The 11,623-nt window shown below is 59.8% G+C and carries 10 protein-coding genes and 1 pseudogene; 9 read left to right on the forward strand and 2 right to left on the reverse strand.

All coding sequences use genetic code 11. The annotated features are described in order from the left end of the window. Nucleotides 1-89 precede the first annotated feature (89 nt). Genes PSH84_RS08665 through PSH84_RS08675 form a run of 3 tightly spaced genes read left to right on the forward strand, consistent with a single transcriptional unit; the run spans nucleotide 90 to nucleotide 2,243 of the window. The gene (locus PSH84_RS08665; protein ID WP_122569176.1) at nucleotides 90-1,493 is read left to right on the forward strand and encodes a sodium-dependent transporter; all 1,404 of its coding nucleotides are present in this window, start codon (nucleotides 90-92) and stop codon (nucleotides 1,491-1,493) included. Nucleotides 1,494-1,500: 7 nt separating this feature from the next. Next, entirely contained in the window at nucleotides 1,501-1,944 is a 444-nt protein-coding gene (locus PSH84_RS08670; RefSeq protein ID WP_122569132.1) for a type II toxin-antitoxin system RatA family toxin, read from the forward strand. Next, nucleotides 1,941-2,243, forward strand: coding sequence for an RnfH family protein (locus PSH84_RS08675; protein WP_122569133.1), 303 nt, complete (start codon nucleotides 1,941-1,943; stop codon nucleotides 2,241-2,243). Before PSH84_RS08670 ends, PSH84_RS08675 begins: the two co-directional genes overlap by 4 nt. A 59-nt stretch (nucleotides 2,244-2,302) precedes the next feature. Here the strand turns inward: PSH84_RS08675 and PSH84_RS08680 are convergent, their stop codons facing one another. Next, nucleotides 2,303-2,830, reverse strand: a complete 528-nt coding sequence (locus PSH84_RS08680) for an outer membrane protein assembly factor BamE (protein ID WP_122569134.1) — start codon at nucleotides 2,828-2,830, stop codon at nucleotides 2,303-2,305. Between the two features lie 97 nt (nucleotides 2,831-2,927). Between PSH84_RS08680 and fur the strand changes: the two genes are divergently transcribed. Next, complete coding sequence (gene fur / locus PSH84_RS08685; protein WP_003197684.1) at nucleotides 2,928-3,332, forward strand: ferric iron uptake transcriptional regulator; 405 nt, start codon at nucleotides 2,928-2,930, stop codon at nucleotides 3,330-3,332. A gap of 75 nt (nucleotides 3,333-3,407) precedes the next feature. On the opposite strand, the gene recN is transcribed toward fur, so the two are convergent. Continuing rightward, nucleotides 3,408-5,081, reverse strand: coding sequence for a DNA repair protein RecN (gene recN / locus PSH84_RS08690; protein ID WP_305482650.1), 1,674 nt, complete (start codon nucleotides 5,079-5,081; stop codon nucleotides 3,408-3,410). A gap of 243 nt (nucleotides 5,082-5,324) precedes the next feature. On the opposite strand from recN, the gene grpE reads away from it, so the two are divergent. The 5 genes and pseudogenes from grpE (at nucleotide 5,325) to carA (ending at nucleotide 11,566) form a co-directional block, all read left to right on the forward strand. Next, nucleotides 5,325-5,891, forward strand: coding sequence for a nucleotide exchange factor GrpE (gene grpE / locus PSH84_RS08695; protein ID WP_305482651.1), 567 nt, complete (start codon nucleotides 5,325-5,327; stop codon nucleotides 5,889-5,891). Between the two features lie 101 nt (nucleotides 5,892-5,992). Further along, nucleotides 5,993-7,911, forward strand: a pseudogene (gene dnaK, locus PSH84_RS08700) (molecular chaperone DnaK). Between the two features lie 322 nt (nucleotides 7,912-8,233). Then, complete coding sequence (gene dnaJ, locus PSH84_RS08705; protein ID WP_030139779.1) at nucleotides 8,234-9,358, forward strand: molecular chaperone DnaJ; 1,125 nt, start codon at nucleotides 8,234-8,236, stop codon at nucleotides 9,356-9,358. A 9-nt stretch (nucleotides 9,359-9,367) separates the two neighbouring features. Beyond that, nucleotides 9,368-10,174, forward strand: a complete 807-nt coding sequence (gene dapB / locus PSH84_RS08710; RefSeq protein ID WP_122569137.1) for a 4-hydroxy-tetrahydrodipicolinate reductase — start codon at nucleotides 9,368-9,370, stop codon at nucleotides 10,172-10,174. Between the two features lie 255 nt (nucleotides 10,175-10,429). Beyond that, nucleotides 10,430-11,566, forward strand: coding sequence for a glutamine-hydrolyzing carbamoyl-phosphate synthase small subunit (gene carA, locus PSH84_RS08715; RefSeq protein WP_122569138.1), 1,137 nt, complete (start codon nucleotides 10,430-10,432; stop codon nucleotides 11,564-11,566). Nucleotides 11,567-11,623: the final 57 nt, after the last annotated feature.

The raw sequence follows: 11,623 nt of genomic DNA on the forward strand, positions 1-11,623 counted from the left end.
GTGTCGGCTACGGTGAAGCTGCGTGCTTGAGCACGTTGAGTGAATCCCGGACAATGCGGCCTCTTTTTCGAACGCTGGGCGTGATCACGATGTCGACAGACAAGGTTTCTGTCCACGGCAGTTGGGCTAGCCGCTGGGTCTTTATATTCGCTGCAACCGGTTCGGCGGTGGGGTTGGGCAGTATCTGGAAATTTCCCTACATGGTCGGCGTCTACGGTGGCGGCGCCTTTGTATTGATGTTCCTGGCGTGCATTGCGCTCATCGGTGCGCCGGTGATGCTGGCCGAAACCCTGATTGGTCGTCGTGCCCGGCAGAGCCCGGCCAACGCCTTGAAGGTGCTGGCAGTGGCGGCAGGGCATTCGCCCAAGTGGTCGTGGGGCGCGTTCGCCGGGATGATCACGGCGTTGCTGATCCTGTCGTTCTACAGCGTGGTCGGCGGCTGGTCGCTGGACTACATCATCGACATGGGGCGTGGGGATTTTCAAGGCGTGACGCCCGATCAGGTCGGCGCCTACTTCGGCAACGTGATCGCCGATCCCTGGAGGCTGACCCTCTGGCACACGATTTTCATGGTCCTCTCGGCGGTGGTGATTGCCCGGGGCGTCGTGGCCGGGCTTGAGCGCAGCCTGCGGATCATGATGCCGTTGCTGTTCGTGATGATCCTGGTATTGCTGGGCTACAGCATGACTACCGGGCATTTCATGGAAGGCGTGCATTTCATGTTCGACTTCCAGCCGGAGAAAGTCCTGGACGGGCTGCTGCCGGCCATGGGGCATGCGTTCTTCTCCCTGAGCGTCGGGGTCGGTTCGATCATGATCTACGGCGCCTACATGCCCAAGAACGCCTCCCTGACCCGAACCGTTGTCGGCGTCGCGCTGCTGGACACCTTCGTGTCGCTGCTGGCGGGTGTGGCATTGTTTCCGATTGTGTTCGCCGCTGGCCTGAACCCCAGTGAAGGACCAGGACTGATGTTTGTCAGCCTGCCATTTGCCTTTGGCAGCATGGCGTTCGGCCAAGTGATGGGCGTGGTGTTTTTCCTCCTGGTGGCCATCGCGGCCTGGAGTTCGGCCATTTCCCTGCTGGAGCCCATGGTGGCCTATCTGGTCGAAAGGACCCGCCTCAGCCGTGCCTGGGTGACTTTCTGGTTGGCTTTCACCTGCTGGTTTGTCGGCCTGGGCACGGTGTTTTCCTTCAATATATGGAAGCAGGCAAAGTTTTTCGTGAACGAAGACGGGCTGTTCCATCTCTACCAGTGGGGAGCAACCGGGGGGCTGGACTTCTTCGGCGTGATTGATTTCTTCACGTCACGGATCATGTTGCCACTGGGTGGTTTGTGTTTCGTGGTGTTTGCAGGATGGATCATGGGGCGTGAAGCTGTGCGCGATGAACTGTCGCTGCGCAACCCTGTATTGTTCGCCTTGAGCCTGTTCTTGATGCGCTACGTGGCGCCCATCGGCATTCTCGTAGTGTTTGCCGCTCAGCTGTGGAAGTGACGCTTACATGACGACACACATTCAACGTTCGGCCTTGCTGCCCTATCCGGCGCAGGCGCTGTATGACCTGGTCAACGATGTGGCGAGCTATCCGGAGTTTTTGCCGTGGTGCTCATCCGCCGAGGTGTTGGAGAGTTCTGATACCCATATGCGCGCCAGCCTCAACATTGCCAAGGGCGGCTTGAGCCAGCGCTTCGTCACGCGTAATACGCTGGTGCCGGGGCAATCCATCGAAATGAACCTGGAAGAGGGGCCCTTCAATCAGCTCCACGGCGTCTGGGTGTTCAAGCCTCTGGGCGAAAAAGCCTGCAAGATCAGCCTGGACCTGTCGTTCGACTACGCCGGCCCGCTGGTACGCGCGACGTTGGGGCCGCTGTTCAATCAGGCCGCCAATACCCTGGTCGACGCGTTCTGCCAGCGGGCCAAGCAGAATGCAGAGCTCAAGCGTTGATTGAGATAGAAGTGGTGTATGCCGCGGTGGATCGCCAGGTCTTGCGCACCTGCGTGGTCCAGGAAGGCACCCGTGTTCGTGCGGCGCTGCTGGGCTCGGGGATTGCAGATGCATTCCCGGAGCTGGACCTGGCAACTTGCCCGGTGGGGATTTTTGGCAAGGTGGTTGCCGATCCGGATAACCAGGTGGTGCAGGCGGCTGATCGATTGGAGATTTATCGACCTTTGTTGGCTGATCCGAAGGAAATTCGTCGCCTGCGTGCGGCCAAGGCTGCCCTGGCGCGACAATCGGAGCAATAACCTGGTCTGAATCGCAGGCAATAAAAAACCCGGCATGCCGGGTTTTTTCATGTCGCAATTTATTGCGGCGAGGTGTCCAGGGGCTCGGGTGTCGGGACCGGTACGGTCTCGACTTTGTCGACATCCTTCTGGATCTGGTCCAGCAACGAACCTGGCTTGACCGGTTTTTCCGGTTTCGGCTGTTCGGCATTCTGGGCTGGGTCGGTCACGGTGGTGCCGCTGTCCTTGCCCATGATGGCCTCGTCGCGACTCACGCCAGGCATGAAATCGCCCGACAAGCTGACGAGTTGGTCGTCAGGACTGAAGATAACGCTGATGCGTTCCTGTTGGCGCTCACCGCCGCCTGGCTGCAAGCTGTACAGATAATCCCAGCGATCGGCATGGAACGTGTCGGTCAGCAGGGGGTTACCCATGATAAACCGTACTTGCCGGCGGGTCATTCCCGGGCGTAACTGGTCTATCATGTCCTGCGTGACGACATTGCCCTGCTGGATGTCGATTTTGTAAACCCCGGGGAATGAACAACCGGCGAGTGCGAGCAGTCCCACAAAGGTGAAACTGGTTAGCAAGAGCTTGGTGTTTTGCATCGGTGGGCGACTTCCACTATCTTGGCTGGGACAACGTAAACGCCGATCATACCCGCATTAAGAGAAGCTGCGAAGCAGCATCGCGAGAAAGCTGACCATGGTTGAAAATAGCGAACTACGCAAAGCCGGCCTCAAAGTGACCCTGCCACGGGTCAAGATTCTACAAATGCTCGATTCCGCCGAGCAACGCCACATGAGTGCCGAGGATGTCTACAAGGCGCTTATGGAGGCTGGTGAGGACGTCGGTCTGGCCACGGTTTACCGTGTTCTGACCCAGTTCGAGGCAGCTGGCCTTGTGGTGCGACACAACTTCGACGGAGGCCATGCGGTCTTCGAACTGGACGACGGCAAGCATCACGACCATATGGTCAACGTCGAGACCAGTGAAGTCATCGAATTCTTCGACGAAGAAATCGAGCGGCTGCAGAAAGCAATCGTCGACAAGTATGGCTTCGAGATGGTTGATCACAATCTTGTGCTGTACGTACGCAAGAAAAAGTAAGCATGTCGCGCGGACTTAAGGTTCGCGAAACGAACGAAGGCGACCCCAGGGTCGCCTTCGTGCTTTCTGCCGTTCTCAGATTTTCGCGGTAACGACCATTTTTTTCGCGTGGGCCAGGGATTCCTTGGTGAGGTCGATGCCCCCGAGCATGCGCGCCACCTCTTCCACCCGCTCGTTTTTGTTGAGTTTGGACACGGCAGTGCGAGTGGCGTCTTCGCCACGTACCTTGTGCACAAATAAATGCTGGTGTCCCTGGGCAGCGACCTGGGGCAGGTGAGTGACGGTCAGCACCTGGCCGCGTTCCCCCAGTCGGCGCAGCAGTTGGCCGACAATTTCCGCGGTTGGACCACCGATGCCCACGTCCACTTCGTCGAATACCAGCGTCGGCACACGAGAGGTCTGCGCGGTAATGACCTGGATGGCCAGGCTGATCCGAGACAACTCACCGCCGGAGGCGACTTTGGCCAGGCCCTTGAGCGGTTGCCCGGGGTTGGCGCTGACCAGCAACTCAACCTGTTCCAGCCCATTGGGTTGGAGCTCGTCACCGGCGTTGGGGCGCAATTCGATGGTGAAGCGTCCGCCCGGCATGCCCAGGCGCTGGATCTCCTGCTCCACGGCACTGGCCAGCCCTGTCGCGGCCTGGCGCCGAAGTTCACTGAGCTCCTTGGCCTTTTCCTGGTAATGACGGGCATAGGAAGCCAGTTCGTCTCCCAGGCGCTCGATGGATTCATCGTTGGCGTTCAGGGTTTCCAGTTCTTCCAGCAGGCGCTGCTGGAGTTCGGCAACGTCGGTTGGCTGGATGCGGTGCTTGCGCGCCAGTGTATAGATGGTGTCCAGGCGCTCTTCCAGGTACTGCAGGCGTGCCGGGTCGGCGTCGAAGTGATCGAGGAAACGGTTCAGTTCCCCAACGGCTTCCTCGACCTGGATCTGCGCGCTCGTCAGCAGGTTGGTCGCTTCGTTCAGGGCGCCCACCGAGTTGTTCACGCTGGAGAGTCGGTTCAGGCTCGCTGTCAGTGCGTTGAGCACATTGCCCGAATCGCTCTCGCTGCATTGTTCGTCCACTTGGCGGCAGATACCCAGCAGGGTTTCGGCGTTGGTCAGGTTCTTGTGTTCCTGCTCCAGTTCTTCCAGTTCATTTTCACCCAGGGACAGGTTCTCCAGCTCTTCGAGCTGGTAGCTCAACAACTGGTGACGGGCACGCTGTTCGTCGCCGGAATTGGAGAGGCGATCCAGTTCCTGCCGGGTCTGGCGCCAGCGTTGGGCGGCCAGTTGGACTTGCCGGGCCAGATCGGTGGCGCCGGCGTATTCATCCAGCAGGCGACGATGGGTATCGGTCTTGAGCAGGGATTGGTGTTCATGCTGGCTGTGGATGTCGATCAACAGTTCGCCGAGGGCCTTGAGGTCGCCCAGGGGGCAGGGCGTGCCGTTGATGTAGCCTCGGGAGCGACCTTCGGCGGTGATGACCCGGCGCAGGATGCACAGGCCGTCGGTGTCCAGGTCGCGTTCGGCCAGCCAGGCGCTGGCCTCGGGGATGTCGACCAGGTCGAACGTCGCCAGGATGTCGGCCTTGTCCGCTCCGGGGCGCACCACGCCGCTGTCGGCGCGGTCGCCCAGCGTCAGGCCCAGGGCGTCGAGCATGATCGACTTGCCCGCGCCGGTTTCACCGGTGATCACGCTCATGCCTCGATCGAGTTCGAGGTCGAGGTGTTCGACGATGGCGTAATTGTGTACGGACAGGTGCACCAGCATAAGGCCGCTCCCAGGCTTTAGGTCTGGTTATTTATACAGTGTTTTGTTTCGGCCTGACAATGCCCACGCTTAGCTCGATTTGCTTGGGAAAGTGTTTTTCTTAGCGCGGCGAGGAATGATTATGCAGCTGCTTTTTGTAAGGTTAATTCGTCAGGTGGCCCTTGAAGCTGGAAAACCCGGCCCCATATACCGGGGCAGAAGCGCGAGTCGAGCTCGCGGACGAAGTTGAAAGGAGAAATCTCTATGGCTGACGAACAGACGCAGGACACGCAAAATCTAGACGCCAATCAGGCTTCCCAGGATTCCGGTGAAGACCTGACGGCACGTGTACAAGTGCTCGAGGAGCAACTGGCCGGTGCGCAGGATCAGGCGTTGCGTGTAGCAGCCGACCTGCAGAATGTCCGCCGTCGCGCCGAGCAAGATGTGGAAAAGGCTCATAAATTCGCCCTGGAGCGTTTTGCCGGCGACCTGCTGCCGATCATCGACAGCCTGGAGCGCGGCCTGGAGCTGTCCAACCCGGACGACGAGAACATCCGTCCGATGCGTGAAGGCATCGAACTGACCCTGAAAATGTTCCAGGACACCCTCAAGCGGTATCAGCTCGAAGCCCTTGATCCGCATGGCGAACCCTTCAACGCCGAACATCACCAGGCCATGGCGATGCAGGAAAGTACTGACGCCGAGCCGAACAGTGTCTTGAAGGTTTTCCAGAAGGGCTATCTGCTCAACGGCCGTCTGCTGCGCCCGGCCATGGTCGTGGTCAGCAAGGCGCCGGCACCGGTTTCGCCTTCTATTGATGAGCAGGCTTGAAATCGGGCGCAGCGGCCCCATCTATAAGTCAAGCGTTTAAGTGCTACCGCAGTTAGCCACCACTGCTGCGGCAACAAAATCCAAGTTCCGGGAGAGTTAACATGGGCAAGATTATCGGCATCGACCTGGGGACCACCAACTCGTGCGTCTCCGTGCTGGAAAACGGCAAGGCCAAGGTTATTGAAAACGCTGAAGGCGCGCGCACCACGCCGTCGATCATCGCGTACGCCAATGATGGCGAGATTCTGGTTGGCCAGTCGGCCAAGCGTCAGGCAGTGACCAATCCGCATAACACCCTGTACGCGGTGAAGCGTCTGATCGGTCGCAAGTTCGACGAAGAAGTCGTCCAGAAAGACATCAAGATGGTGCCTTACAAAATCGCCAAGGCTGACAATGGCGACGCTTGGGTTGAAGTGAACGGCCAGAAAATGGCGCCACCTCAGATCTCGGCTGAAATCCTCAAGAAAATGAAGAAAACCGCCGAAGACTACCTCGGCGAAGCGGTGACCGAGGCGGTCATCACCGTTCCTGCCTATTTCAATGACAGCCAGCGCCAGGCGACCAAAGACGCTGGCCGCATCGCGGGTCTGGACGTAAAACGTATCATCAACGAACCGACTGCGGCCGCTCTGGCCTACGGTATGGACAAGGCCAAGGGCGATCACACCGTGATCGTTTATGACCTGGGTGGCGGTACCTTCGACGTCTCCGTGATCGAGATCGCTGAAGTCGACGGCGAGCACCAGTTCGAAGTGTTGGCAACCAACGGTGACACGTTCCTCGGTGGTGAAGACTTCGACATCCGCCTGATCGATTACCTCGTCGACGAGTTCAAGAAAGAAAGCGGCATGAACCTCAAGGGTGACCCGCTGGCCATGCAGCGCCTGAAAGAAGCCGCTGAAAAAGCCAAGATCGAACTGTCCTCGAGCCAGTCGACCGATGTGAACCTGCCGTACATCACCGCAGACGCCACCGGTCCTAAGCACCTGAACGTCAAAATCTCCCGAGCCAAGCTCGAAGCGCTGGTGGAAGACCTGGTTCAGCGCACCATCGAACCTTGCCGCATCGCCATGAAAGACGCCGGTATCGACGTTGGTTCGATCAACGACGTGATCCTGGTGGGCGGTCAGACCCGTATGCCACTGGTCCAGAAGCTGGTCACCGACTTCTTCGGTAAAGAAGCGCGTAAGGACGTGAACCCGGACGAAGCCGTTGCCATGGGTGCTGCCATCCAGGGCGCCGTTCTGGCCGGTGACGTGAAGGACGTTCTGCTGCTCGACGTCAGCCCGCTGACCCTGGGTATCGAAACCATGGGCGGCGTGATGACCGCGCTGATCGAGAAAAACACCACGATTCCTACCAAGAAATCCCAGGTGTTCTCGACGGCCGACGACAACCAGGGCGCCGTGACCATCCACGTGCTGCAAGGTGAGCGCAAGCAGGCTGCCCAGAACAAGTCCCTGGGCAAGTTCGATCTGGCCGAGATTCCGCCAGCGCCACGTGGCGTGCCACAAATCGAAGTGACCTTCGACATCGACGCCAACGGCATCCTGCACGTCGGCGCGAAAGACAAGGCCACCGGCAAGACCCAGTCGATCGTGATCAAGGCCAACTCCGGTCTGTCCGAAGAAGAGAAATTCAGCAGATGGTTCGCGACGCTGAAGTCAACGCCGAGGAAGACCGCAAGTTCGAAGAGCTGGCCAGCGCCCGCAACCAGGGCGACGCCTTGGTGCACTCGACCCGCAAAATGATCGCTGATGCTGGCGAGAAAGTGACCGCGGAAGAGAAAACTGCCATCGAAGCGGCCGTGGTTGCCCTGGAAGCCGCTGTAAAAGGCGACGACAAGGCGGCCATCGAAGCGAAGATCGAAGAGTTGTCCAAGGTCTCCGCACCCGTGGCTCAGAAGATGTACGCCGAACAGGCTCAGCCTGCTGAAGGTGCAGCTGCGCAGGGCGAGTCGGCTGAGAAAGCTGACGACGTTGTCGACGCTGAGTTCGAAGAAGTGAAAGACCACAAGTAATCGCTTGTTGGTCGGCCGGTTGACTGCATTTGTGCGGTGGCTGGTAGGATGTCGCCGCGCGGGGGCTTGCTCCCGCGTTGGCGTGTCTGGAGCTAATGAATTTTTACAGCATGCGACAGTGTTCGGATGTTGGCGGTGCGTTCGGGAATGCTCCTGCTTTCCGGCGATGGGCACTGCGTTTTGGCCGGGGCCCTGGCTGAAATATTTAAAGACCAGGATCGTTGAATTGACGTGAGTTGGGTCCGGGCCTGCATTGGGGCTCAACGAGTTTGGCAAGGTTCAGGAGAGGTTTGCCGGACGTCCTATAAGAGTGCAAAGACTAATGGCGAAGCGTGATTTTTACGAAGTATTGGGTGTCGAGCGGGGGGCCAGCGAGGCAGAGCTGAAAAAGGCTTATCGTCGCCTGGCGATGAAGCACCACCCGGACCGTAATCCCGGCGATAAAGCGTCGGAAGAGATGTTCAAGGAAGCCAACGAGGCTTACGAAGTTCTGTCCGATTCCAGCAAGCGCGCGGCCTACGACCAGTACGGGCATGCCGGTGTCGACCCAAGCATGGGCGGCGGCGGTGCCGGTTTCGGCGGCCAGAACTTCTCCGATATTTTCGGTGATGTGTTCAGCGATTTCTTCGGCGGCGGTCGTGGCGGTGCCCGTGGTGGCGCTCAGCGTGGCAGTGACCTGCGCTATACGCTGGAGTTGAACCTGGAAGAGGCGGTGCGCGGTACCACCGTCAATATCCGTGTGCCGACACTGGTCAACTGCAAGCCGTGCGATGGCTCGGGTGCCAAGAAGGGCTCCTCGCCTGTGACCTGCCCGACTTGCGGCGGCATCGGCCAGGTTCGCATGCAGCAGGGCTTTTTCTCGGTCCAGCAGACCTGCCCGCGTTGCCATGGCCAAGGCAAGATCATTTCCGACCCGTGCGATTCCTGCCATGGCGAAGGACGTGTCGAAGAGTACAAGACGCTGTCGGTCAAAGTGCCGGCCGGTGTCGATACTGGCGACCGTATTCGCCTGTCCGGCGAAGGCGAGGCGGGTGCCCAGGGCGGCCCGACTGGCGACCTGTATGTGGTCATCAACGTGCGCGAGCATGCGATTTTCCAGCGCGACGGCAAGCACCTGTTCTGCGAAGTGCCGATCAGCTTCGTCGATGCAGCCTTGGGCGGCGAGCTTGAGATCCCGACCCTCGACGGTCGCGTCAAGCTGAAGATTCCCGAGGGCACGCAAACCGGCAAGCAGTTCCGGATCCGTGGCAAAGGCGTCGCGCCAGTGCGTGGCGGTGGTGCGGGTGACCTGATGTGCCGTGTGGCGGTGGAGACGCCGGTCAACCTGAGTCGGCGCCAGCGGGAGCTGTTGGAAGAGTTCCGCAGTTCGCTGGCGGATGACAACAGTCACTCCCCGAAAACCACCGGTTGGTTCGAAGGCGTGAAGCGCTTCTTCGGCGACCTGTAAGGAGTTCGCATGCGACGTATAGCTGTGATGGGCGCTGCGGGGCGCATGGGCAAAGCGCTGGTCGAGGCGGTGCAGCAGCGCTCGCCGCTCTCCGGCCTGACGGCGGCCATCGTGCGGCCCGACAGTACGCTGGTGGGCGCCGATGCCGGCGAGCTGGCATCGCTGGGGCGTATCGGCGTGCCGATGTCCGGTGGCCTGGAGAAGGTGCTTGATGAGTTCGATGTACTGATCGATTTCACCCTGCCGGAAGTGATGCTGAAAAACCTCACGATCTGCCGCAAGCACGGCAAGGCCATGGTGATCGGTACGACGGGGCTGGACGCTGCGCAAAAGCAATTGCTGGCCGATGCAGGCAAAGACATTCCGATCGTGTTCGCGGCGAACTTCAGTGTGGGCGTGAACCTGTCGCTGAAGTTGCTGGACATGGCGGCCCGGGTCTTGGGTGACGATGCCGATATCGAAATCATCGAGGCTCATCACCGGCACAAGATCGACGCACCTTCGGGAACGGCCTTGCGCATGGGTGAAGTGATTGCCGATGCACTGGGGCGTGATCTGCAGAAAGTCGCCGTGTACGGGCGTGAAGGGCATACCGGTGCCCGTGAGCGCGATACCATCGGTTTCGCCACGGTGCGTGGCGGTGATGTGGTAGGTGATCACACCGTGTTGTTCGCCACTGAAGGCGAGCGCCTGGAGATCACCCACAAGGCATCCAGTCGGATGACCTTCGCCAAGGGCGCTGTACGTGCCGCGCTGTGGCTGGATGGCCGCGAGCCTGGTTTGTACGACATGCAGGACGTTCTCGACCTGCGTTGATGCCATTGAAGGCGGGGTTCAGGTTATACTGCGCCCCGTTTTACACCGCTTCGCGACGACCTGTCGCATTCCCCTGCCTTTAAGGCTCATTAGCGGTGGACCAAAAAAGCCTTTTTCTGTAAGCTACAGCTTTAGTGTGTCCACTAAAAGCGCGCAGAATAATTCAGTGAACAAGCGGGGTGACGTGTCCATACGTCACTCCGCTTTTTTACAACCTGCGATCGCCCTTTCAGGCTTTATTTACGGGAGGTCTTCTTGACTAAGCCAGCCATACTCGCCCTTGCTGATGGCAGCATTTTTCGCGGCGAAGCCATTGGAGCCGACGGTCAGACCGTTGGTGAGGTGGTGTTTAACACCGCAATGACCGGCTATCAGGAAATTCTTACCGATCCTTCCTACGCCCAGCAAATCGTTACCCTGACTTATCCGCACATCGGCAACACCGGCACCACGCCGGAAGACGCCGAGTCCGATCGTGTCTGGTCCGCCGGCCTGGTCATCCGTGACTTGCCGCTGGTCGCGAGCAACTGGCGTAACACGATGTCCCTGTCCGATTACCTGAAAGCCAACAATGTCGTGGCGATCGCCGGTATCGACACCCGCCGCCTGACCCGCATCCTCCGGGAAAAAGGCGCGCAGAATGGCTGCATCATGGCCGGCGACAACATTTCCGAAGAAGCCGCCATTGCCGCTGCCCAGGGCTTCCCTGGCCTCAAGGGCATGGACCTGGCGAAAGTCGTCAGCACCAAGCAACAGTACGAATGGCGCTCCACGGTCTGGGACCTGAAGACCGACAGTCACGCGACGATCGAGGCTTCCGAGCTGCCGTACCACGTGGTGGCGTACGACTACGGCGTCAAGCTGAACATCTTGCGCATGCTGGTCGAGCGTGGTTGCCGCGTCACCGTGGTGCCGGCCCAAACCCCGGCCGCCGACGTCCTGGCCCTCAAGCCCGACGGCGTGTTCCTGTCCAACGGCCCGGGTGACCCGGAACCTTGCGACTACGCCATTCAGGCGATCAAGGACGTGCTGGAAACCGAGATCCCGGTATTCGGTATCTGCCTCGGTCACCAACTGCTGGCCCTCGCTTCGGGCGCCAAGACCTTGAAAATGGGCCACGGCCACCACGGTGCCAACCACCCGGTGCAGGACCTGGATACCGGCGTGGTGATGATCACCAGCCAGAACCACGGTTTTGCGGTGGATGAAGCGACCCTGCCGGCCAACGTACGTGCGATTCACAAGTCGCTGTTCGACGGCACGCTGCAAGGTATCGAGCGTACCGACAAGAGCGCGTTCAGCTTCCAGGGCCACCCTGAAGCAAGCCCGGGCCCGAACGATGTGGCGCCGCTGTTCGATCGCTTCATCAACGAGATGGCCAAGCGACGCTGACCGCGTGAAGCCCGAGGGCGGCCCCGAGTTCGGCGGCCCCTTCGGGCGCTTCAAAGA

Origin of the sequence: Pseudomonas beijingensis (assembly GCF_030687295.1) — a bacterium.
In the GTDB taxonomy this organism is placed as follows: domain Bacteria; phylum Pseudomonadota; class Gammaproteobacteria; order Pseudomonadales; family Pseudomonadaceae; genus Aquipseudomonas; species Aquipseudomonas beijingensis.